Source organism: Parajatrophihabitans canadensis (assembly GCF_053764775.1).
In genome coordinates, this window is record NZ_CM132445.1 from 1292771 (window position 1) to 1314699 (window position 21929).

Sequence of the window (21929 nt, forward strand, 5' to 3'; positions counted from 1 at the left end):
GAACCGTTGCGAGGTTGACACCAGCGAAGGTGCCTACAGCGGTATCGGCGTTCCGTGATCGGCGAGGATCACCGTGGTATCGGGAATCGAAGGCGCAGAGCGAGCCAGCTGCGGCCCAGGTTCGGTATAGAGGTGTGCGCGGGTTCGCCACAGTAGTGGGACTCGCAACGAGCCCCAGTGGATAGGGACGGCCAGGCGAGGTTTGATCAGGCGCAGCGCCTCCGTCGCTTCGGCCGCATCCATGTGGCCTGGGCCGTGGGTCAAACCCCAACCGCCAACGGGGATCAGCGCGAGGTCGATAGCCGTCTCGTGCAGATGCGACATCGAGTCGAAGCGTGCAGTGTCTCCGGCGAAGTAGACGGTCCGGTCAGCCGAGAGGAGGTAGCCGATCGGTTGAGCTCGAAGACGGTGCCGCAGTGCGTCCCGACTCGCCGGATGCTGGGCGGGGACGGCTCGAACGGTGACCGAGCCGATCGTCAGCGTGTCGCCGGCTGCCATCTCGACCACGGTGCCGCGAACCGCGGCGGCCACGAGCCTGCCAGCTCCTAGCGGCACGACGAAGGTGGTGCCGGCGTCGAAGCTGGCCAGGCTCGGGAGGTCAAGGTGGTCGCGATGCAGGTGAGATACGAGCACGGCGTCGACCGGTCGAGGATTCGCCCTAGGCGGTAAGGGGCCGTACCAACGCAAGGGCCCGATCCACCGACGCAGCAACGGGTCGGTCACGAGTTGAGTGCCTGACAATTCGATGCTCGCCATCGAATGGCCCCACCAACGAACGACGTCCGGTCTGAGCGGGTCCGTTCGGGCGGGATCGCTGCCGGTCACGTCGTGGCCGGAACCAGGCTCGCTTCCACCTGCAGGGTTTCTTCCCGGATCGGGCAGTAGCGGTCGTAGAGGAAGACGATGAGCGAGACGAGCAGTATGAAGAACAAGGCATGGTCGAGCTCGAACCGGGAGGACAGCAACCTCATCCCGCCGAGGATCGCGGCGTTGAGCAGGCAAAGGCTGATGAACTGTGCGGCCGCGTTCTCAATCGAACGCCCGCGGCGGACGAACGCGAGCCCGACGGCCGAGCTGATGATCACCAGGATGGCGACGGCTGAGCTGACCTGGGCCAAGGTGGCCGTCGAACCCGGCAGGATCTGCGCGAAGATCTCGCAGACCAGGCTGACCAGCACAACCTTTTCGACCAGGTTCCAGTCGAAAAGTCGCCAATGCTGGGCGCGATAAGCCCCACGCTGGGCGTCAGTCCCGAGATCGGCCGGCAACGCGTCAGCCGTCACCTTGGGTGCCCAGTCCGCAGGAGGCAGGCGGTACTTGATAGCCCACCATCCGACCGCCACCACGACGATGACCAGGATGACGATCGTCGGCACCACCCAACCGTGCTCGCTGGCGAAATCAGTGAAGTCCAGGCGCGCGACGTGAATCCACCATTCTTGCGGGAGCTTGATGAAGATCCAGATGAACGCCACGAGCGCGGCGATGCTGCGTGGACTCAACCGTCGCGGATCCCAACGCAACCGGATCGCCTCGTAGGCAATGAAGAAATACTCGAAGGTGTTCGGGAATACCAGCAGCAACCAGCGCCAGGATTCTGGAGCGGACGCGTTGTGCAGGATCTCGAATGTCGTCACGCCGACGAGCCGGTACAACCACAAGAACTGAGCCCAACGCAACGCGCTGGGGTTCTTCCAGTTCCGCATCGTCGCGGTGTACGCAATGGTCAGGTAGAAGACATCTAAGGCCTTGTCGTAGCCCTGGTAACCGTTCTCGAGTTGAGCCCAGGTGGACGCCGACAGCCACGATTGGAACACCGTCTGGTCAACGCCATCGATGACCAGGGCAGCCAGGATCGCCGGTAGCGGGAACCGCGGAATGAGCAGCGGGACAATGACTCGAAGGGCAACGACGACGACCACGATCGTGACATCGAGAGCAGAGGCGTCTACCACGCCGTCCACTATGACTCAAACCCGCGTCGGGCGGCTGTTTTGAACGCCGTGGCGCGTACCGAAATATGGCCCAGCCGAAGCCGTCGTCGCGTCATTGGCCCATGCTGCCCCGAATGTTCAGCGCTGACGGGGGTTCTCGGCTTCAGTGAAGAGCGCGCCCTGTGCCGCGGCGGATCCAGCCAAGCCACCGCCTCGACCGCGCAGGACGAAGGCGAACCCGACGGCGATAACCGCCCCGAGAAGTGGTCCGACGACGTACACCCAGTAGGAGCCGAAGTTGACGCTGACCAGGTCAGGGCCGAAGGTGCGTGCCGGGTTCATCGACGTCCCTGAAATCGGGCTGCCCCACAGGCCGGCCAGCGCGATGTACCCACCGACGCCCAATGCGCCGAAAACACCGAGGTTTTGTGCTCCGGACGCGGTGCCGAGAATGACGCTGACCAGGCCAAGCGTGAGCACCGTCTCCATCAGGAACGCGTCGGAGGACGACGCAGAGGCCGCCGGATAGTTCGATCCGAAAGACGCTGAAACGTGCACCACAGCCTGCAGAAACCAGGCGGCCAGCGACGCACCGATCAGCTGGACCACGATGTAACCGGGGACCCTCGGCCACGGAAAGTCACCGCGCAATGCGAAGGCGATGCTGACGGCGGGGTTCAGGTGGGCGCCGGACACTTTGCCCATGAAAAGGATGATCGCCAGAACCATCAATCCCGGCGCGACGACTGCCGCCGTCCGGCTGATCGTGTTCGGGAATGCCTGCCCCATCATCCCGCCGCCGGCAGCGACGAGGATGAGGAAGAACGTCCCTAGCAGCTCTGAGAAAAGCCGTCTCCATTCCTGCGTAGGGTCCTGGAAGTCCTCGAAGATCGAGACCAACCGTCCGGCGGCCTCGTGCCGCAAGGCTTCTTCGGCGCTGGCGCCCGCTGGCATCGAGCCCGCGTTCTCCGTCATGCCGCGCCTACCCCGCCTGCGCAGCCACGGCTCCGTACAGCACGAGGTCCTCTGGGTGAATCCAGCTGTCCACAATCGGTACCCCGCCGGCGCGCCGGATCGCGTCTCGCAGCGGGATCGCCCAGCGGTGTTCGATGAGCGCCACCGCCGCAGTGGTTCCGGCCGGTATTTCATCGGCGATCGACCACAAGCCTTCGTCGCCTATCAACGAACCACCGCTCTCCGCACCGACGATCGCGCCTTCTTCTGCGCCTTCGAGCCCATCGGCACCGAGGCCGATCAGTGCGCCAACGAGAGCCCCGAATTCTGAGGACTCTTCCGAGGTCAGGTCAGACAGCTCGACGGCAGTCACGTCATCGGCTGTGCCCTTGGACACCACCATTAGATCCACGAGGCGAATCATGCCCAAGTCCTTCAGGCGCCTCAGCTCCGGCAGGACTTCACCCTCGAACTTCGGGTGTTCGAATCCAACCACCATGATCTGTACCGGACCGAATTCCTCCATTGTGTCGCCTCCTCAGTTTCCCAGGACCTTCGCCTTTTGGGAGGCGAATTCCTCGTCAGTTAGAACGCCCTGCTCGTGCAACTTCCCAAGCTGCTGCAGCGTTTGCATCATGTCCGGAGGCGGGCCTGCGGGTGCCGGAGGGGGCGCAGCGTATTGCTGGTCCTGGGCATATTCCTGATCCGTCTGTTGCTGGCCCTTCTTGCTGCCCGCGTGGTAGGCAAGTGCCGCACCACCAGCCATCGCGGCCCCACGCAGAAGTGGACGACGTCGTCTACCTAGCATGTCGATACCTCCCTAACTTGCACTGTCATCAACCCCGACCAGATCGTGGCCCACGCATCCGGTCGGGACGAACCCTGGGCGAACCGGCCACAACATCGGCAGGCATGCCGGTTGCAGCCGCCATTTTGGCCTTAGCTCACTGCGAATACCCCAGCAACTCCAGTTGCCAGATCCTCGTCATGAGCCCAGGTTAGGCCTCAAGTTCGTATCCCGAGTCGTCCGGGAAGGGTGAATCCTTGCGGTGTCGTCGGGTGCGGGCGCCCGTCATCCGCATCGGATGATGTGACCATGGTCGTCGCCGACTAATCATGTGTTGGGGGCCGGGAGATGGCAGGCACTCGATCTCGTGACCCCTGCTGCCGGCCTGAACTGTATGGCCGAGCGGGCTCAGCGGCGGAGAGTGGGGCCGAGCGATATGAGCAAACCGAGACTGGCCAGCGTCGTCAGCGAACCCGCACCAGAAGCGGATCTGAGCTGGCCCGCGAGTATGGTCCTTACCCCGTTACCGAAGCTCGACGGTGATTTGGACGTCACGCTGGAGATGAGCCCGGTATTCCGGCCCAGGCGGCACGGGTACAGCACCATCGAGGTCGACAACTATGTCGCGTGGGTCGAGGGCGAGCTGCGGGCGGCCCGGGGCTCCTGCCAGGCGGTGCTTCACGAGTTCGCCGAACTTGCAGGTCAACTAGCGACGTGTCGAGCTGAGCTTGACGCGCTCAAGCTATCCGGATCGGATTCAGCGGAATTGCCAATTCCGGAATGGGCATCGAATCGGGTACGGGCCATTCTGCAGCTAGCGGCCGAAGAGGCTGACGATGTGCGTGCGGCGGCACGCGCTGACGCCGTGGCGTTACGTACCGAGATGCTTGCGGAGGCTCGTGCGGTACTGAGGCAGGCCCAGTGGCAGGCTCAGCAGATCATCGGCTCGGGGGAGCGGGCTGCCGATTTCCGGGTAGCCGCGGCCGAGCAGCAGGTATTGGCCTTGCGGCGCGAGCGCGACCAGCTCGTCGGTGCACTGGGTCGGCTGCTCGACAGCCTTGATGACGCGGTCGTCGGAGCGTCCTCGGTACCGATCAAGTGAGCCGCTGAGCCGCGAGCGACCCTAAGCGGATAAGAAGGCGTCGGGGGTCGTTGTGGTGTGACCGGCTGCTGGGTGCGTCGGGAGGAACAATTCGCTCGTCACGGTGGCTTCGTTCCGATTCAGGTGCGCGTCAAGCGTGATCGCGGAGTTGATCAGCGCCAAGTGGGTGAAGGCCTGCGGAAAGTTCCCGAGTTGCTCGCCGGTCGCGCCGATCTCCTCGGCAAACAGGCCGAGATGGTTGGCGTAGGTCAGCATCTTTTCGAATGTCAATTGGGCTTCGCCCACTCTGCCGGCGCGTGCCAGAGCATCGACATACATGAATGTGCAAAGGGAGAAAGTGCCCTCCGAACCTTGCAGACCGTCCGGAGAGGCGCCCGGGTCGTAGCGATATACCAGGCTGTCGGTCACCAACTCCGAATCCATCGCGCGCAGGGTGCTCAACCACATCGGATCCCGCGGGGCGATGAACCCGACGGTCGACATCCGTAGCAGGGACGAGTCCAGAACCGTGTCACCGTAGTGCTGTACGAAGGCCTCCCGGTCGGCGCTCCAGCCTTTGTCCATCACCTGCAGGTAGATCGCGTCGCGTTCAGCGATCCACCGTTCCAGTGGGGCAGGTCGCCCGTGCGCCGTTGCGAGCCTGATCGCCCGATCGAAGGCAACCCAACTCATCACCCGCCCGTAGGTGAAATCCTTGGGCCCACCCCGCGTCTCCCAGATCCCGGCCTCGGGCTGGTCCCAATGATCCGCGAGCCACTCCAGGATCTTCACCATCGCGTCCCACCCGACCCGGCTCACCTGAAGCCCGCGTTGGTCTGCGTAGTAGACGCTGTCGAGCGCCTCGCCGTGAATGTCGAGCTGCAACTGCTCGGCGGCCCCGTTACCGATCCGAACGGGGTATGAGCCTCGGTAACCCTCCCAGTGGTCAAGAACTGACTCCGTGAGATCGGTGGACCCGTCGACCCGGTACATGAGGTTGAGCGGGGAGGCGTCGCCGGCCTGCGCTTGAACCCTTGCCAGCAGCCAACGGCAGAAGTCGGCGGCTTCCTCGGTGTACCCCAACGCCATGAGGGCATAGACCGAAAACGAGGCATCTCGCACCCAGGTGTAGCGGTAATCCCAGTTGCGTTCGCCACCAACCTGCTCCGGAAGGCCAGCCGTGGGTGCGGCAACAATGCCACCGGTAGGCGCATACGTCATCAGCTTCAGCGTGATCGCAGAGCGTTGCAGTGGCTCTCGCCAGCGCCCGGGGTAGGTGCCGCGCGCGACCCAAGCCTTCCAGAATCCCGCCGTCTCATCGAACAGTTGCTGCGCCTCTGCCACCCGGACCTCGCGCGGGGGCTCGCTGGTACCCGTTTCCAGAACCATGCCCCTGGTCTGTCCCGCACGCAGAGTCAGCGACAGGTGCAGATCGCCGCCGTTGTCCCGCGGCACCTGTGCGAGTCGTTCATCGCCGGGCTCGCGAACGATGTGGACCGTCATCGATCCGCCGGCGCTGCGGAATACTGCACCGCTCGCGGACACCTCGGCCTCATGAGGCGCTCGGCCGTAGTCGAAGCGCGGCGCGATGTCGATCTCGAAGGCCATCTCGCCCCGCACGCAGCGCACCATCCTTACCAGGCGATGGCGGTCTGTCGGCACTTTTCCGCTGATCGGCATGAAGTCATAGACCTCGCCAACCCCGGCCTCGCTGAGGAATCGCGTGATGAGAATGGCGGTGTCCGGAAAGTACATCTGCTTCGTGTCAAACGCGTCCGATGCCGGTCTGATGCGTAGGTGACCGCCACGACGGCTATCCAACAGCGCCCCGAACACACTGGGCGAATCGAAGCGCGGAGCGCAGAACCAGTCGATCGACCCGTCGGTGGTGACGAGCGCGGCAGTCTGAAGATCACCGATCAAGCCGTGATCTGCAATGAGTGGATAGTCATCCATGGGACCCTCACCGGTCAGCTGATTTCGCCAAGCCACGGCGCGATTGGCAGCAAGACACCAGCGTGGCCCCTTGCAGCCCACCCGTCATCATCCCGATCGGATGACCGCCTGGACGGAGCTCGGCGCTTTTGGTAACAACCTCATCGCGTGGCGCTCCCCGCCGCCGGGCCAGTCGCGCTGGGCGCCTCTACTTAGCGCTATTTCTCACGGCTCCAATGAGGGCGCTTGAACATGCGTCCGAAACGGTCGTGAAGCGAGTTGCTGCCGTACTGCAACGGATCGACGGTGAACGCAGGCGCTGCCTCGGGCGGGCTCAGAGTTGCGGCCTGCTCGTCGGTGAGCAAGCACGTGACGCACTCGGTGGTGATCTGATCGATCTGATCGCGGTCGACAAATCTGAGGCCATCCGCTGTGGAGACCACGATCCCGTCGAAGAGGTCTTGCTCGGGTATCTCGAGGACGTGTTCGACCGTACCGAATTCACGCCCGGACGCCGAGACGACCGGTGTTCCATTTTTCAGTGCAGAGTAGGCAATTGGAATGCCCTTGCTTGTCATCTCCGCGCCCCTTTTCTTGGACGACGTTCGGTCCAGTCAGAACGGCGTAGGGATCAGGTGCAGCGGCAGATCCGGCTCTTGGTAGCCGTGTGGGGACTGGCGTTTGGGCAGATTGATGTCGCTGTGCTCCAAAGGTTTGTACGGGACTTGGCTCAAGAGGTGGCTGATGATGTTGAGCCGGCCGCGCCGCTTGTTGTCGGTGTTTGCGATGTGCCACGGCGCCCACTCGCTGTCGGTGCTGAGCAGCATCGCATCGCGGGCCCGCGAGTAGTCGTACCACCGGGCGTAGGACTTGAGGTCAAGGTCGGATAGTTTCCAGATTTTGCGCGGGTCATCGATCCGGCTGCGCAGCCTGCGGGTCTGCTCGTCCGGGCTCACCTCCAGCCAGTACTTGATCAGCAGGATGCCCGACTCCACCATCGATTGTTCGACTGCTGGCACCAGCGCGAGGAAGCGATCTGACTCCTTCCGCGTGCAAAAACCCATTACCCGCTCCACGCCCGCGCGGTTGTACCAGCTGCGATCGAAGATCACGACCTCGCCGGCGGCAGGAAAGTGCGTGACGTAGCGCTGCACATACATCTGCGACTTCTCGCGTTCGGTCGGCGCAGACAACGCAACAACTCGAAAGACCCGAGGACTGACGCGTTCGGTGATCCGCTTGATCGTGCCCCCCTTGCCTGCGGTGTCCCGGCCCTCGAACACGATGCAGATCTTGGCGCCGCTCGACTTCACCCACTCCTGCATGGCAACGAGTTCACCATGCAGTTTGCGCATCTCACGCTCGTAGGGTTTGCGTTTCATCTTCTGCGGCTCGTCGCCAGATACACCGACGGGTAAAACCTCGACCAACTCGCCGCTTGATCGCCCGGCTGTGTCCTTCTTCTTGGTCAGGGCCTTCTTCTTCTTCGCCATATGAATGACCTCCGGCGCGCCGCGTACCGGCAGCTGCGTACCCGACCGCATAACGAACTGCCTGTCATGTCTGTAGCGATCTTCCGCATACGCAACGGGCCGCGAATCATCCCGAGCGAATGATTCCATCGAGATAACCCATCAATGTGCTTGAACCGGTCGAGCTATACGTCTTCGGAGCGGTCTCCGTGCGCTGTGAGCGCATAAATCACAGCCACCCCCAACAAGATGTAGGTCAATGACCACACCGGGTAGTAGGGCATCAGCCAGATCGCTGAGATACAGGTGATTGCGCCAGCTGCGACGCCCGCCCATCTGGCGATCTGCGACCCGGTGCCTACGCTGAGCCCACAGACGATCAGCAGGAACGCGACGATGAGATAGACCCAGCCGTACGTCGTTAGACGGTGTCCGAAAACCGCACCTTCCAGCTGGTCGGGAAGCGCCCCGTCGTAGCGGAATGCCCAAGCGGCATCGAAGAACCGCATGACACCTGTGGTGATCAGCGCAATCGCGGCGAACGCCAGCCAACCTTCGCTCCGCGCGTCTACGGCGGCTCCTCCAGTCATGATGAAACTACCTCCCCGTTGACCACGAACATCTCAGGCGCCGCGATTCGTCGTCCCGATGTCGGCGAGCGCATCGTCGATCGATGAATAGAAGTGGGTGCGCTCCAGCGTCGAGTAAAGGCCGTATCGCTCGATCTGCTGCTGGAGCCGGGTCCGTAATTCCACGAAGGCCAGATGCACGCCTTTCTCATCGAGTTCCTGGTCGAGCTGCTGAAGCGCGTCCGCTGCCGTCACGTCGATGTCCGTAATTGCTTCACACTGCAGAACCACCCACCGAGCCGATTTGTCATCGGCGAGCTGTTTGACCTGGTTGGCGAAGATCCCTGCGTTGGCAAAGAAGAGCGGTGCCTCCCAGCGGAAGACCACGATGGCGGGTAGCTCTTGGCTCTCCGCTACACCGTTTGCAGCGTGCCAGGTGCCGTTTGGTCGTCGCCACAGAAGCTCACCACGGGGCCACCAGTTGCTGCGGAAGAACAACAGGATGGACAGGCCAATCGCCAACAGTATGCCGGGCAGCACTCCGAAGATGATCACACCAGCAGAGGCGGCAAGCGAGACGAAGAGGGCCGAGCGGCGAACCCGCCAGTAGTGCCGCAGACTTCCGATATCTACCAGCGATACCGCCGCCACAATGACCACTGCCGCGAGGGTGGTCTGCGGTAGATCGGCCAGCAATGAGTTCAGGAAAACCAACAGCAGCACAACGGCCCCGGCGCCGACGACACCCGTGACCTGGGTCTTCGCGCCCGCCTGCTCCGCTACCGCGGTACGCGACGCGCTGCTGGAAATAGCAAATCCCTGGAAGAATGACGCTGCGACATTCGAGCAACCCACCCCGATCATCTCCTGGTTCGGGTCCACTCTGTCGCCGTATCTTGCGGCGAAACTTGCCGACGTCGCGATCGTGTCCGTGAGAGAGACGAGAGTGATGCCCACGGCGGCGATCAACAGCGGTCCGACGTCGCTGATACTCGTCCATGGCAAGCTGGGCTTGGGCAATCCTTGCGGCAGGCTCCCCACGGTCGAGACGCCGTGCGCGGCGAAGTCAAGCAGCGCTGACAACCCCGTTGCCGCCACTATTACCACCAGGATCGCTGGAATCCGTCGCGTCAGCAGGGGAAGCACGAATAGCAGGGCGATGCAGGCCAGACCTACGAGTAGCGTCGTCGCACTGGCTTCGTCGAGGTGCTCGAAGAACTTGCGGACCTCGTCGATGACTCCGTCGGCGTCGGTCGAGAAGCCGCACAGCTTCGGTAGTTGTCCAACGACGATGACGACGGCAAGACCGTTGATGTAGCCGACCTTTACCTCCTTGGAAAGAAGATCGGCAACGAACCCCAGCCGCACCACACCAAGTGCGATCTCCACGGCGCCGACGAGCAGCGCCAGCATGCCGGCGAGCGCGATCGCCTTCGCCGGATCCTCCGATACCGCGACAAGCGGCGTGAGTGCGGCGAAGATCATCGGCGACACTGACGAATCCGGCCCGAGCACGAGAATGCGCGAGGGCCCCAACAGTGCATAACCGATCAGGCAGGCGATAGTGGTGTAAAGCCCTGTCACGGCGGGCAGGCCAGCCAGTTCGGCGTAGGCCATGCCCTGCGGTACGAGAAGGGTTGCCAGCACCAATCCGGCGATCAAATCAGCGCGAAGCGACCTACGCTCGTACCCCCGCAGGAGCGCAAGACCCGGCACGTACTGTGCAACCTTGATGTGTGGCACGCCACCTCCCGAGGGCGACTGCCGTCAACAGCCCCAAAGCGGTCGCGGCTCGTCTGTGGCGCGCGTTCAGGACAGCAGCTTGGCCTTCTCCGCCGCGAATTCCTGCTCGGTGAGCACACCCTGATCGCGCAACTGGGCGAGCTTCGCGAGCTCGTCGGCGCTACTGGCCGAAGATCCCGCGGTCTCCTGGACGTACTGCCGAAATGCCTGATCCTGTCGCTGCGCGTCCTGAACGCGGTGCCCAGTCATCTTCTTGCCACGCGCGACGACGTATACGAATACGCCGAGGAACGGCAATATGATGACGAAGATCATCCAGCCCGCCTTGCCCCAGCCACTTAGGTCGTCGCTGCGGAAGATGTCGAGAATGATCTGGAACAGCAGGACGAACCACAGGATCCACAGGAAGAAAATCAACATCGACCAGAAGGCATCCAGCAGCGGGAAATCCGACGACGCGAGTATCACGATTCCTCCACAGCCTCCCAGGATTACATATCCGGCCAAGGCGCGACCAAAGGTTGACAGGCGGGCCCAGCCCCGCGCGTCATCCGTTGAGGATGATTGCGCTCAGCCGGGCGCCGAAGCGGCAACCACAAGTCACCCGGCCAGCTCTCGGAGTGCTTCATCGCGCGCACGGCGTTCTGCCTCAGATACCGTCGGCCGGCGCAGGGCAAGCGATCGCATTTCGTTGACGACTATCGATGACGCAAATGCTTCCGTCAGGTGCGGGTTGTCCGCCGGAATAACGAACCACGGCGCCCAATCCGTCGATGTTGCGGTGATCGCATCCTCATACGCTTCCAGGTATTGGTCCCAATTGCGACGCTCCCGGACATGGGCGGCAGAGAACTTCCAGGGCTTGTCCAGATCGCCGACGCGTTCGATAAAGCGACGCTTCTGCTCAGCCGGGGAAATATGGAGAAAGAGTTTGACGACCTTGGTTCCGTTGCGGTCCAAATGCCGCTCGAAGGCATTGATGTCCTCGTATCGTGCGGCCCAAAACGCAGATCCTCGGTCGTTCTTCGCTACCCCTTGGGAGTCCAGCCATTGCGGATGTACACGTGCCGTGACGACGTCTTCGTAATGCGAGCGGTTTAAGATCGCCATCACGCCTCGCGGCGGCTCCGCCTCTGAGATGCGTCGCAGAAAACTCTGATTGTGTTCCCCGAGCGACGGCTGCTTGAAGGAGACGACCTGAACACCGTGGGGATCGACGCCTAGTGTGATGCGCTTGATCGTCGAGCCCTTGCCGGCCGCGTCCATCCCTTGCAATATCACGAGAACCGCGAATCTATCGTCGGCCCATAGCAGCTCCTGCATTTCCGCGAGCTCGTCTCGACCGCGCGCCAGCAACGCGTGGGCTGCATTGTCCAAATCCGGCGTGCTGGCGGCCAGCCGGGCAAGGTCACCGCTGCCTGTCCAGCGAGTCTCACGCCTCAGAAGACTCGCGGTCCTCCCTGGCCCCACGATGAGTTCTGTCAAAACCCGATCGCGAGTTGTCATGCGTCCTCCGTCTCCCGGGGGGATGGTGCTGCTCGAAAGTAGGCTCACTCGCACCTTTCCCCATCACCCAAGACGAATGAATCTGAGATCGCTCAGGTGACTGAGTTCTGGTTCGATCGATCGCGCGGCGCGAGTATCTTTTCGATCAAGCTATGCATATGATATGAGGCATATCTAGTGAAGCTAAAGCCTGGTGATGGACGCGAGGGCAGATAGGTCGACAGCAGCAAGACCAGCGGGGCGGCGGAGGCAATATCTGGCTTGTGAGGGACTACCGCGATGGATGATATCGATCTCTGGCTGAGCGGTCGGCCCCGACCTCTCGTAAGGCCTCAAGCCAGACCGACGAAGCACCGCACGGCCTCGAAAATTCTGCCGCCACGAGTGCGGCCCGGTACGGTCCGGCGTTCATCGTTGATTGACAAGCTCGTTGCCAGTGATTCGGTGCCGATCGTATCGGTCGCCGCGCCTGCGGGCTACGGCAAGACCACGCTGTTGGCGCAGTGGGCAGCAGAGGGACGCCAATCTTTTACGTGGGTATCGCTGGATGAATCGGACAATGATCCGAAGGTATTACTGGCCTGCATCGCTGAGGCACTTGATGAGGTCGAGCCGATCGGTGGCCGGGTGTTCGATGCCGCCAGGTCCTCGGTTAGCTCAGTGCCCGGTTCAGTCTTGCCGCGGGTTGTATCGGCCTTTGCGTCGATGACGTCCCCGGTCGTCCTGGTGCTCGATGACGTACACATACTTCGCAATCGTCAGAGCAGGGCCGCGGTGTCTCTACTGGCCGAGCATGTTCCGCAGGGATCGCGGCTGGTCGTAGCGGGCCGGGCCGAGCCACCATTGCGGCTGCCGCGTCTTCGTGCTGGGGGACGCGTCACGGAGATCCGCCCACTCGAGTTGTCGTTGAGCCCCGACGATGCCGCGGCGCTGTTGCGCTACGCAGGCCTGATGCTGAGTGAGGCCGACGTCTACGAACTGCATCAACGGACCGAAGGGTGGGCCGCGGGTCTGTACCTGGCTGCTTTGTGCTTGCGCGAAGGTGGTTCGCTCGCCACCGCGGCAACCTCGTTCGGCGGCGACGACCGGTTGGTCAGCGAATATCTGGAGTCAGAGTTCCTGTCGCGGATCACCCCCACCGAACGGACGTTTCTCACCCAGGCGTCGGTGCTGCAAAGCATGTGCGGGCCACTATGCGATGCGACCCTGGGTATTTCCGGGTCTGCCCAATCACTTGCGGCTCTGGCCGCGTCCAATCTGCTACTTGTACCCCTTGATCGAAGGGGATATTGGTACCGCTACCACCACCTGTTCCGCGACATGCTGCTAGCCGACCTGGAACGCAACGAGCCCCGGTCGGTTCCGACCTTGCGGCTTCGGGCGAGCGAATGGTGCGCAGCCAACGGCCTACCGAACGAGGCCGTGGAGTACGCCCTCGCGGCCGAGGACGTAGCTGCGGGCGCCGCACTCGTCGAGCAGCATTGGCGGGCCTATGAACTGCAACACGGCAGCCTCGCCGCCAATCGATGGTTTCGATGGTTGGATAAACGCGACGGGATCGAAGGACACCCCATGCTGGCGGCCGGGGCCGCGCTCAACTTCGTCACGGCCGGACCTCCCGCCGACGCCGACCGCTGGGCCGCCCTTCTCGATCGCTCGCAGGCGGACGGAACCGCCGCGGCCGATGGCCCGGCGCTCAAGGCCTCCGCTGCGCTTCTCAGGGCGATGCGATGCCGGAGCGGCGTCGAACGGATGCGTGCCGACGCGAACGAGGCTGTGACCGGTTTCGCGGCCAGTAACTTCGTGATGCCGGCAGCCGTGGTCATGCAGGGCCTTGCGCGCCTGATGGGTGGCGACGAAGACGGCGCTCAAGCGGCGTTCGACGATGCGGCGACCGTCGCCGAGGACGTCAGTGCGCATGAGATGCGGGCCTTGGCGATCTGCCAACAGTCGTTGATCGCGATCTCCCAGCGCGACTGGGCGAGGGCAGGCGAGCTTGCGGCCGTTGCGCGTGCGATCCTGTCCGACGCCGGTATCGAGGAGAGTTACACCTCGGCCCTGGTCTGCGCGGTACTGGCGCAGACGGCGCTGCACCGGGGTGACATCACCGCCGCGGATCGGGAGCTCGTCAGCGCTCAGCGGACCAGATCAGCGCTCACCTTCTCGCTCCCGCACCTCGCTGTCCAGGCACGTCTTGCGTTGGCTCGCGTGCACTTGGCCGTTTCCGATCTGCCAGGGGCCAGGACGCTGATGCGCGAGATCGACGAGCTTCTCCGGCGGCGGCCCAATTTGGGCAACCTGAGCCGAGAAGCCGATGCACTACGCGGGCAGCTGTCGAAGGAGCAGAGCACAAGCGCCCCTGGAGCCTCCACCCTGACCGCCGCCGAGCTTCGCATGCTGCCGCTACTCACGACGCATCTGTCCTTCGTCGAAATTGCAGCGGAGTTGGTCGTTTCGATCCACACCGTCAAATCCCACGCCCTGTCGATCTACCGCAAGCTCGGGGCCTCCACCCGAAGCCAGGCCGTCGAGCGCGCTCGCGAATTGATGATCATCGACGCTATCGACCCACCTTTCAGCCGATCCGTGCGATGACGGTTGCGCTCCGATCGAGTCCAATGAAGCAATAGCGGCTAGCGGAGGGCCTGTCGACAAATGGAGCACCAGGAAACACTGCGGAGGCTCGCGATCTTCGACGATGCCCTCGCCCAGCATGCCTCTCTCGTGGGTTTCGGAGCGGCACGCACGGGTGTGCTTGACGGCAAAACAACGGCGTTGCTTCAACTCGCAGTACTGATCTCTCAGGACACGTCCACGGCCTGCGTGGGCTGGGCTACTACTCGAGCGGTCGCAGCAGGCGCCACGAATGAGGAGATAACGGACGCGCTGGTGGCGATCGCACCGATCGCAGGGTTGGGGCGGATCGTTTCGGTTGCGCCGGATGTCGCGGACGCCCTCGATTACGACCTTGCGGCAGCCCTCGAAGAACACGACGACAGCTGACACAGCTGATCGCTGCCACGGTCAGGCACCGGTCAGGCACCGGTCAGGCACCGATTGGTGGCGGGCCGACCCAATGGGCTTCGCGGTCGGCTGTCAGATGAGCGACAGTTCTCGCCCGCGTCGGACCGCATCGTTTCGCCGACCGACCGCAAGCTTTCGCAGGATGCTGCGGACATGTGTTCGGACGGTGTTGACGGAGACGAACATCGCTGCTGCGATCTCTTCGGTCGACAGTAGCTGGGCGAGGTGAACCAGCACCTCCGTCTCGCGCACACTGAGTGGCTCGACGAGCACTGGACCGGCCTGCGGGGGAGTCACCGGGCTGCTCTCCCGATCGGTGCGTGGCGGCAGCTGCATGACGGTCGACATCGACGTCTGTGGCGGACGGAGCCAGCTCATGTCCACGTCTTTCAGATCGGCGCGCAACAGTCGTCGTAGTTGCGGATTCGAGTCTATGAAGGGTCGCCGTATCCGTTCCGGTTGGGCCAACTTCAAGGCCGCAGACACCGCAGACACCGCAGCCGAATCGATTCCAGTGCCTCCGGATTCGAGGTGCCCGCACGCCCGGTCGATCCACGCGTCCACTCGAACGTCGACCGGCGCAGCTCTGTCCTCGGCGACATCTCGGATCGCGAACTGCGAATGAGCGCCTTGGCCAGCAGCGCGACTTCGGATGAGTTCGGCGCGTGGCGAGTGCGGATCGGGCAATGTATCAACGACTACGACAGCTTGCCCCGGTTGCGATCGAGCCAGGTGCACCTCGGCAGTTTCGAGAAGGACCTGTTCGTGGACCCATGCGGGCGAGTCGTCGGGCGGCAAGAACGGCTCGAGGGCGTCGTCGGCCGAATCGAGTTCCTGGCGCGACCTGAGCAGTCGCGAATTCACCACCGCAAGTAACGGCCGCACAAGCGGTCCGGTCCCATCGTCCATACCATCTTCCGCACGTAATGCCCAGCGCCGAGCCTCCGAACGATGGAAGCGTTCGCAGTTGGCCCAGCCGAGCGCGAGCGGAGCTGCGGCCGGTCGCTCGTTCACCGGTACACCGCAGCTGTCACTCAATGCCTCGGCATTGTCACCGAGCTCGCACGCCCGACGGTAGTGCCCGTCAAGCGCTTCGATCAGTGCCATCGCGGCCAGCGACTGCCGCCGTACCCGATTCGCACCTGCAGCGACACTCGCAGTGTGCGCTTTCTGGGAGGCTTCCAAGGCCGAGTTTGGACCGTCGGGACCCATGAGCAAGCCGTGCGCGCGGGCGAGCTGCACGATCGCCTGAAGTTCGGGTGGCACTTCTCGCTGCGCAGCCCGCAGTTGGGCGAGCAGCGACTCGGCCCGGTCGGCAGCCGCGAGCGCGCTTTCGTAGTCGACCACGCCGCTTGCGCATACTTGTGCGTAGATGATCGCGGCGGACGCCCGCACTGCCAAGCTATTGCCAACCTGCGTGGCACTTTCGGCAAGCCTGTCCGTGTCCGCCGCGGCGACCGTACCGCCACTGCGCAACGTCCTGGTTGCTCGAAGCAAAGCGGCTGGCACTCCAGGCACGTCGTCTGCCAGAGAGTCGACAAAGTGAGCGTAGGGACTGCTGTCGTGTGCGAGCAGTGAACCAACCGCGAATGATTCGATCACGATGGATGCGGCGCACTCCGGGTCACCGGCCGCCGTAGCGCATTCAACGGCGGCTAGGAACCTGCCTGCTTCGGCGAGCCAATTCGCGCACCTGCGCTGTAATTCCCGGATCTCGGATGGCGACTCGTAGCGCAACCGTACTTTCAACAGCTCGCGAAACAACGGATGGACGCGGTAGGGGCCGGCCGGGTGACTAGGGGCGGACACGAAGGCGTTGGCGTGGATGAGATTGGCCAGAGTGCGCTGTCCGTCATTACGGCCGGTGAGGTAGTCACCCAACTCGGGCCAGAGTTCGTCTGCGACGCTGGTGCGAAGCAGAAACTCGCGCACGTCCTCAGGTTGACCTTCCAGCACCTCCGCCGTCAGATATTCTGCGACGCTTGCATCCTCATGGACGAGCGAGTCGACCAGATGCTCGGCATCAGCGCCCTGTTCGAGCGACATGGCAGCGAGTCGAAGTCCCGCCACCCAACCTTTGGTCAGTTCGTTCAAGGCTATTGCGATCTCATCCGGCACTGGCAGCGTGAGGTTGGCGAACAGCTGTTGAGCCTCGGCGGTCGTGAACGCCAGGTCATCCATTCTGAGCTCGGACATCTGCTCTGTGAGCCGGTAGCGGTGAAGTGGAAGCAATGGGTCAGAACGACCACACATGACCAGGCGAAGGCCCGAAGACGCATGCCGGATCAGGAACTCCAGCCCCGACGTCGTATCCGGGTTCAGTCCGCGGTCTGACCCGTCGAGGATCACAACCACCGGGTGCGCAAGATCGCTGAGGGCGGCAGAGAGCCACGTCAGGAACGAAGCAGGAATCGGCTTCCCGGCTTCTGGTCTCTCGACGTTCGGAAGGGGAACGCCGGCCCGAGTGAGAGCTTCGACCAGATAGAGCCAGAACAGATTGGGTTGGTCGCAGACATCATCGATCGTGAGCCATACCGGCGCCCACTGTCCGGATTGGGTGTCAGCCCATGACGCGGCCAGCACCGTTTTGCCGGCGCCGGCGGGCGCGCTGATCAAGGTCAACGGCTTGTCGCGGACGCTGCAGGAAAGGCGATCAAGGAGGTCTGTGCGAATGACAGCTCCGCGTGGCAATGGAGCTGGCTCAAGCGTGAACCGCAGAAAGGGTTCATCCATCAAGGGATTTACTTCGCTCGGCCCGGCTCCAGTACCAGGTGTGGGGAGACTTGTGGCGGACATGTGACCCCCCAGCATGATTCAGCCGAGCGGGCTTGATCGATGCCCGCTCGGTACTTGTTGCCCCCGTTACGACGTCGCTGCCTGATAGCCGATATCAAGCGGCATGGTCGACATTAGTGCCGTGATCCACTTCGGGCCTCCACCGAAAAGGCCGATCCGAATTGACCTATATATGGCTTTTGGTGGCAGCTGTCAAGCGGCATGGGGCGGGTTATTGATCCGTTCCCGCCTCCGGAAGACCGTCCATGACACGGATGGCCTCGACGGTCACTCCGCGGTCTGCCAGCAGCGAAAGTACCTCGTCGAGGGTCCGCTCGCTGCGTGTCTGAAACCGGAAGAGAGTCTCCCTGCGAATGGGAAAGCCCTCCCTGATATAAGGAAACGATGACAGCAGCGCCGGGCCGAGGGTCGATCGCAACCGCAACTCATAGCAGAACATGCTCGCCTGCTCACCTCCCTCAGCGGTCATGATTTTCATCGTCAATCTCGGCCGCCGCCGACTCGCCAGGTTCTGATGTCCGCCGTAATTCGAGGAGCTCTAGGCTGAACCAGCGTAGGCGTTCGAGCAGGGCGTGCAAACTTGCCTGATCGATGGGTTCGGTCTCCAGCACCGTCTGAGCCGGTTCTTCCATGAGGCGTATTACGCCAAGTTCGGCCAACAGGTCAGGGGGAATGGGGCCTCGGACCCTGACTTCGTAGGTTCGGGCGCCCATCAACAGCTCCTCTACCTCGGAGAACCCGTCGGAATGTCCGCACCGTGGACGGCCGACGAGGTTCCGATCAAATCAATGGCCCGGGCTCAACGAAGTGCTCACCGATCAGGGGCCGGGCCACCCAGCGTGACTCACTGGATGTATGGCTGCATCGCCTCCCTTTCCCGGCTTGTGTGCCGCCGTCCTCGTTCTGGCATTCCCTTGCCCCGAAAGATCAGGTATATGAAGACTCCGAAGAAGGGCACGACAATCGCCTCTACGGTCCAGCCGGCCTTGCCCCAGCCGCTGAGGTCGTCGCTGTCGAAAACATCGGCGATGACGCGAAAGAGGAGAAAGAACCAGATGATCCAGGCGAAGAACAGGAGCATCGTCCAAAACAAGTTGAGAAGCGGGTAGTCCTGCTCAGCAAGGAGTACGGGGGTGTCCGACATTGGCCATCCTTCCGCGATGTCTACCGAGGCGCTCCCTGCGAAACATATCTAGGACAAGCGACGCCGTCTTCATTGGCGGTGGATGAGAGTCTCCGCAAGGGATGTACTTGTTCGTCTGCGTGCCAGCTACCTCATTGCATCGCGTCGGGCGAGATCGCGATCGTGTCTGGTCGATACTTCGAACGCCGATCCGTCATGGACGGGAAAGCTCCCGAGTCAGCTCCTCGCGAACGGAACGTTCAACGAGGATCGGGATGAATTCGCGGATACGACACTCGTCGTAGCGCTGGTATTCGACCTCGATGGCCAGGACGACGTTTACCAGCGGAATCATCGGGAAATCATGCCGTAGACGTTCGATCAGCTTCTCGATGGCACGTCCCTCGATCTCGGCCGTTGCTGTCGAGTGGTCCTCAAGAGCTGTCATGGCTACCCCTGCGTTCAATCTCGCGCGTACTCGCGACTGCCTCGAGCTGGATCGTTACGGCTGGCTCCCCGTACGCCCGCATGCTGGTAGCCCGGTCTATGAGCTTTGCCGATCTCAGCAGGTGCGGAATCATCCCGAATGGATGAGCCAACGGACTGCTGACTGTCACAGCCCGAACACCTCGTTAGCGGCGCGCCCGACGGCGGGCGCGGCGGTGCATTCCGGCAGCCGAGACCGGCGAGAGCGGTCGACCGAACGGGTCGACGAACAGTGCACAAGGGCCGGTTGTTACCGGCAGCGTCCCCTCGAGCACGGTCACCTGGTAGGTGAGGGAATCACCGTCCATATGTGGGTCGCGAATGGTGACGACGACTTCCTCGGGCATGCGGTCGCGGGGTTCGGCGAATGACACGACGGCGTTGGGCGGATCGATCGCGAAGCTATCCTCACCCTGACCCCACAGTTCGATGAACCGCCGGGTGGATATGTGGCCAACTTCGCGTTGCGGACGATCGGCGAAATAAATCGTCGACGGCGATAGGCCGTGCAGAGTTATCGTCTTTTCGCCATCGCTGGACAGACTTCCAGCCGACTGGACGAACAGAGCCTCGATGTCCTCGAGTTGCTCCTGCGTCACCTCACTCATGGCGGACCCTTCGCTCGTGACAGGTGATACCCATTTGAAGCCAGGCTATTTGGCGATCGCCGCGGGCAACTCATCCGTCTTGGATGAGCGATGGGACGGCCCGTTCAGTCCTGCTTCAGTCAGGGGCGCCGTCCGGCCCGAAGCATTTGCGGCGTTCTTCACGACCCTCCGATAACGCCCGCAGCGAGCGCGAACAGAACGAGTTCGGCGCGGGTGTGAAACTGCAACTTGTGCATGATTTGCGCCCGGTGCGTGTCGACTGTCCGCGAAGAGATGTAAAGCTTCGCACCGATCTCTTGCGTCGTGTATCCCAGCGCCAGCAGATGCAGGACGTCGCGTTCCCGGTCGGAGATTCGCGACAGCGCCGGCACATCGTCGGCAACGATCAGCCGTGCACCTAGCTCAGGCTCCACGTAGCGGTCGCCGGCTGCGACTCGGCGGATCGCCTCGACGAGATGGGCAAAACAGGCCCGCTTGCAGACGTAGCCGCTGGCCCCTGCCGTGATCGCACGTCGTACACAAGATGGTTGAGTCTGTGAAGAGACGACCAGCACCCGAGTCTTCGGGGCTGCATCCAGAACCTGCGGGATGACGTCGTAGCCGCTGCAGTGCGGCAGCACCAGGTCCAGCAGGACAACGTCGGGTTGGTTGGCGCGCGCCTTGCGAACCGCGTCCTCGCCAGTCTCCGCATCGGCGATAGCGGTGATGCCGTCCTCGAGCTCAAGCCGTGCCCGCAGACCTGACGCGAACAGCTGGTGATCGTCGACGAGCAGGACGCGGGTCATCGAGGCACCTCGTCCAGCAGCACGGTGGCACGGGTCCCGCGGACCGTTCGGGGTTCGAGCTGCAGCGTCGCGCCCATGCGGTCGACGAGGCGTCGACACAGGTCGAGTCCGATTCGGCTTCCCGTCCCGTACTCGGCCACGGCCGCAAGGCCGACCCCGTCATCGTCAACCACGATGCCTACGTACGGGTCGCCCAACACCCAGACGTGAATCTGTCGGCTGCCAGCTGCGACGGAGTTCGTCAGTAGCATTCGCAGCACCAACTGGAGAGCCGCGGGTACCCGCAGGGCACTTGGCACATCGGAGATCACCTGCGCCTCGACATCGCCCAGGTCGGCGACTGCCTGCTCAACGCAGTCCCTGGCCCGAGCCGTACGGTCCGGCCCGACATTGCGGGCAAGCTCCAAGATGGAGTCGACGAGCGCAAGCCCGCGGATCAGCGTCTGCTCTGGTTCCTCGTCCAGAAGTGCCGTGAGCAGGCTGGCACGGACATCGTGTGCGACCAGCGCTGTCAGGTCGTCCAACGCTTCGTTTTCGCGTGCCAGCCGCGACGCTTTCGCGGCGAGCTGCTCGCCCATCCAGCGGTGGTGCAACAAAGGAACGAGGCGGGCGAGGGCGGCTTCGACCTCGTCGGTAGTCGGGTCGAGGAGGATCAGCGTCCCAGCTGCGCCGAGGGGGAGGGGCGACCCGCCCGCACCAGCCCTATCGCCCCACGACCGCCGGCGCGTAGGCCGCCCAACGTGCTCGTCGGCCCACCACTCGGCACCGGCCAGCCACCCGTCCCGCATCAATAGCCTGATCGTCTGGTCGAGCGCGGCGGCGGTGTCTGGTGCAGTGCCAACGAGCGCGAGGAGCGTGTCACCCAGCCCCGGATGGCGTTGGCTCGAAGTACGCCAGGGAACATGCGGCTGGATCGTGGCGGTGGCAGCGACTGTAGTCATCTGGAGTCCTTGTAACAGGTGGGAAAGATAGGCCCCCAGCCATTCGACCGGGCCACGGCCTTGGCGGTACGGGTCTCACTCTTGCTCCGGACGCGCTCTGACCGGACCGGTGGTGGCCACGGGGTCACCCCCGGGGCTCCAGAAGGTGGTTCGGACCCCGGGGCACCTGGTCTGGTCGACCAAAA

Annotated in this window: 23 protein-coding genes; 3 read left to right on the forward strand and 20 right to left on the reverse strand. The window is 63.1% G+C overall.

The features are described 5' to 3' along the window. Window positions 1–33 precede the first annotated feature (33 nt). From ACSMXN_RS06285 to ACSMXN_RS06305, 5 genes are all read right to left on the reverse strand, one after another. A complete protein-coding gene (locus tag ACSMXN_RS06285) occupies window positions 34–825 on the reverse strand; it encodes an MBL fold metallo-hydrolase (RefSeq protein ID WP_081649206.1) in 792 nt (263 codons plus the stop codon). Further along, complete coding sequence (locus ACSMXN_RS06290) at window positions 822–1955, reverse strand: hypothetical protein (RefSeq protein WP_035944196.1); 1134 nt, start codon at window positions 1953–1955, stop codon at window positions 822–824. The genes ACSMXN_RS06285 and ACSMXN_RS06290 overlap by 4 nt, the downstream gene beginning before the upstream one ends. A gap of 117 nt (window positions 1956–2072) precedes the next feature. Then, window positions 2073–2909 carry an aquaporin gene (locus ACSMXN_RS06295; protein WP_022914230.1) on the reverse strand — a complete coding sequence of 279 codons (837 nt, stop codon included), beginning with the start codon at window positions 2907–2909 and terminating at the stop codon, window positions 2073–2075. A gap of 7 nt (window positions 2910–2916) precedes the next feature. After that, window positions 2917–3414 (reverse strand): DUF1269 domain-containing protein, encoded by a 498-nt coding sequence (locus tag ACSMXN_RS06300; protein ID WP_022914229.1) that lies wholly within the window; start codon window positions 3412–3414, stop codon window positions 2917–2919. A gap of 12 nt (window positions 3415–3426) precedes the next feature. Next, a complete protein-coding gene (locus tag ACSMXN_RS06305) occupies window positions 3427–3696 on the reverse strand; it encodes an SHOCT domain-containing protein (protein WP_022914228.1) in 270 nt (89 codons plus the stop codon). Window positions 3697–4111: 415 nt separating this feature from the next. Here ACSMXN_RS06305 and ACSMXN_RS06310 point away from each other — a divergent pair, with 415 nt between their 5' ends. Then, the gene (locus tag ACSMXN_RS06310) at window positions 4112–4777 is read left to right on the forward strand and encodes a hypothetical protein (protein ID WP_022914227.1); all 666 of its coding nucleotides are present in this window, start codon (window positions 4112–4114) and stop codon (window positions 4775–4777) included. Window positions 4778–4798: 21 nt separating this feature from the next. Here the strand turns inward: ACSMXN_RS06310 and ACSMXN_RS06315 are convergent, their stop codons facing one another. The 7 genes from ACSMXN_RS06315 to ACSMXN_RS06345 all read right to left on the reverse strand — a co-directional run bounded on the left by ACSMXN_RS06315 (window position 4799) and on the right by ACSMXN_RS06345 (window position 11852). After that, window positions 4799–6712: a glycoside hydrolase family 15 protein gene (locus ACSMXN_RS06315; RefSeq protein WP_081649213.1), complete on the reverse strand. Its 1914-nt coding sequence runs from the start codon at window positions 6710–6712 to the stop codon at window positions 4799–4801. Between the two features lie 197 nt (window positions 6713–6909). Next, entirely contained in the window at window positions 6910–7269 is a 360-nt protein-coding gene (locus ACSMXN_RS06320; protein WP_022914225.1) for a hypothetical protein, read from the reverse strand. A 36-nt stretch (window positions 7270–7305) separates the two neighbouring features. Next, window positions 7306–8073, reverse strand: coding sequence for a polyphosphate kinase 2 (gene ppk2, locus ACSMXN_RS06325; protein WP_455407771.1), 768 nt, complete (start codon window positions 8071–8073; stop codon window positions 7306–7308). 275 nt (window positions 8074–8348) lie between these two features. Next, window positions 8349–8753: a DUF7144 family membrane protein gene (locus ACSMXN_RS06330; RefSeq protein WP_022914223.1), complete on the reverse strand. Its 405-nt coding sequence runs from the start codon at window positions 8751–8753 to the stop codon at window positions 8349–8351. Between the two features lie 33 nt (window positions 8754–8786). Next, a complete protein-coding gene (locus ACSMXN_RS06335) occupies window positions 8787–10475 on the reverse strand; it encodes a SulP family inorganic anion transporter (RefSeq protein ID WP_022914222.1) in 1689 nt (562 codons plus the stop codon). 66 nt (window positions 10476–10541) lie between these two features. Next, the gene (locus ACSMXN_RS06340; RefSeq protein WP_022914221.1) at window positions 10542–10943 is read right to left on the reverse strand and encodes an SHOCT domain-containing protein; all 402 of its coding nucleotides are present in this window, start codon (window positions 10941–10943) and stop codon (window positions 10542–10544) included. Window positions 10944–11075: 132 nt separating this feature from the next. Continuing rightward, a complete protein-coding gene (locus ACSMXN_RS06345; protein ID WP_196811347.1) occupies window positions 11076–11852 on the reverse strand; it encodes a PPK2 family polyphosphate kinase in 777 nt (258 codons plus the stop codon). Between the two features lie 573 nt (window positions 11853–12425). Between ACSMXN_RS06345 and ACSMXN_RS06350 the strand changes: the two genes are divergently transcribed. Continuing rightward, window positions 12426–14576: a LuxR C-terminal-related transcriptional regulator gene (locus ACSMXN_RS06350; protein ID WP_196811346.1), complete on the forward strand. Its 2151-nt coding sequence runs from the start codon at window positions 12426–12428 to the stop codon at window positions 14574–14576. A 60-nt stretch (window positions 14577–14636) separates the two neighbouring features. Next, window positions 14637–14984, forward strand: a complete 348-nt coding sequence (locus tag ACSMXN_RS06355) for a carboxymuconolactone decarboxylase family protein (RefSeq protein WP_022914218.1) — start codon at window positions 14637–14639, stop codon at window positions 14982–14984. A gap of 93 nt (window positions 14985–15077) precedes the next feature. On the opposite strand, the gene ACSMXN_RS06360 is transcribed toward ACSMXN_RS06355, so the two are convergent. The 8 genes from ACSMXN_RS06360 to ACSMXN_RS06395 form a co-directional block, all read right to left on the reverse strand. Then, complete coding sequence (locus tag ACSMXN_RS06360) at window positions 15078–17738, reverse strand: LuxR C-terminal-related transcriptional regulator (RefSeq protein ID WP_022914217.1); 2661 nt, start codon at window positions 17736–17738, stop codon at window positions 15078–15080. A gap of 274 nt (window positions 17739–18012) precedes the next feature. After that, window positions 18013–18270, reverse strand: coding sequence for a hypothetical protein (locus tag ACSMXN_RS06365; RefSeq protein WP_022914216.1), 258 nt, complete (start codon window positions 18268–18270; stop codon window positions 18013–18015). Next, window positions 18260–18514 carry a hypothetical protein gene (locus ACSMXN_RS06370; protein WP_022914215.1) on the reverse strand — a complete coding sequence of 85 codons (255 nt, stop codon included), beginning with the start codon at window positions 18512–18514 and terminating at the stop codon, window positions 18260–18262. Before ACSMXN_RS06370 ends, ACSMXN_RS06365 begins: the two co-directional genes overlap by 11 nt. Before the next feature lie 131 nt (window positions 18515–18645). Continuing rightward, the gene (locus ACSMXN_RS06375) at window positions 18646–18945 is read right to left on the reverse strand and encodes a PLDc N-terminal domain-containing protein (protein WP_022914214.1); all 300 of its coding nucleotides are present in this window, start codon (window positions 18943–18945) and stop codon (window positions 18646–18648) included. Between the two features lie 193 nt (window positions 18946–19138). Further along, window positions 19139–19372, reverse strand: coding sequence for a three-helix bundle dimerization domain-containing protein (locus ACSMXN_RS06380; protein WP_022914213.1), 234 nt, complete (start codon window positions 19370–19372; stop codon window positions 19139–19141). A gap of 184 nt (window positions 19373–19556) precedes the next feature. Further along, entirely contained in the window at window positions 19557–20018 is a 462-nt protein-coding gene (locus tag ACSMXN_RS06385) for a hypothetical protein (protein WP_022914212.1), read from the reverse strand. A gap of 158 nt (window positions 20019–20176) precedes the next feature. Next, complete coding sequence (locus ACSMXN_RS06390) at window positions 20177–20803, reverse strand: response regulator transcription factor (RefSeq protein WP_022914210.1); 627 nt, start codon at window positions 20801–20803, stop codon at window positions 20177–20179. Then, window positions 20800–21744 carry an ATP-binding protein gene (locus ACSMXN_RS06395; protein ID WP_022914209.1) on the reverse strand — a complete coding sequence of 315 codons (945 nt, stop codon included), beginning with the start codon at window positions 21742–21744 and terminating at the stop codon, window positions 20800–20802. The genes ACSMXN_RS06390 and ACSMXN_RS06395 overlap by 4 nt, the downstream gene beginning before the upstream one ends. Window positions 21745–21929: the final 185 nt, after the last annotated feature.

Coding starts and splice junctions, on each gene's coding strand:
- ACSMXN_RS06295 (WP_022914230.1), bottom strand. CDS start 2,909: ATGACGGAGAACGCGGGCTCGATGCCAGCGGGCGCCAGCGCCGAAGAA.
- ACSMXN_RS06300 (WP_022914229.1), bottom strand. CDS start 3,414: ATGGAGGAATTCGGTCCGGTACAGATCATGGTGGTTGGATTCGAACAC.
- ACSMXN_RS06305 (WP_022914228.1), bottom strand. CDS start 3,696: ATGCTAGGTAGACGACGTCGTCCACTTCTGCGTGGGGCCGCGATGGCT.
- ACSMXN_RS06310 (WP_022914227.1), top strand. CDS start 4,112: ATGAGCAAACCGAGACTGGCCAGCGTCGTCAGCGAACCCGCACCAGAA.
- ACSMXN_RS06315 (WP_081649213.1), bottom strand. CDS start 6,712: ATGGATGACTATCCACTCATTGCAGATCACGGCTTGATCGGTGATCTT.
- ACSMXN_RS06320 (WP_022914225.1), bottom strand. CDS start 7,269: ATGACAAGCAAGGGCATTCCAATTGCCTACTCTGCACTGAAAAATGGA.
- ppk2 (WP_455407771.1), bottom strand. CDS start 8,073: ATGAAACGCAAACCCTACGAGCGTGAGATGCGCAAACTGCATGGTGAA.
- ACSMXN_RS06330 (WP_022914223.1), bottom strand. CDS start 8,753: ATGACTGGAGGAGCCGCCGTAGACGCGCGGAGCGAAGGTTGGCTGGCG.
- ACSMXN_RS06355 (WP_022914218.1), top strand. CDS start 14,637: ATGGAGCACCAGGAAACACTGCGGAGGCTCGCGATCTTCGACGATGCC.
- ACSMXN_RS06360 (WP_022914217.1), bottom strand. CDS start 17,738: ATGGATGAACCCTTTCTGCGGTTCACGCTTGAGCCAGCTCCATTGCCA.
- ACSMXN_RS06365 (WP_022914216.1), bottom strand. CDS start 18,270: ATGACCGCTGAGGGAGGTGAGCAGGCGAGCATGTTCTGCTATGAGTTG.
- ACSMXN_RS06370 (WP_022914215.1), bottom strand. CDS start 18,514: ATGGGCGCCCGAACCTACGAAGTCAGGGTCCGAGGCCCCATTCCCCCT.
- ACSMXN_RS06375 (WP_022914214.1), bottom strand. CDS start 18,945: ATGTCGGACACCCCCGTACTCCTTGCTGAGCAGGACTACCCGCTTCTC.
- ACSMXN_RS06380 (WP_022914213.1), bottom strand. CDS start 19,372: ATGACAGCTCTTGAGGACCACTCGACAGCAACGGCCGAGATCGAGGGA.
- ACSMXN_RS06385 (WP_022914212.1), bottom strand. CDS start 20,018: ATGAGTGAGGTGACGCAGGAGCAACTCGAGGACATCGAGGCTCTGTTC.
- ACSMXN_RS06390 (WP_022914210.1), bottom strand. CDS start 20,803: ATGACCCGCGTCCTGCTCGTCGACGATCACCAGCTGTTCGCGTCAGGT.
- ACSMXN_RS06395 (WP_022914209.1), bottom strand. CDS start 21,744: ATGACTACAGTCGCTGCCACCGCCACGATCCAGCCGCATGTTCCCTGG.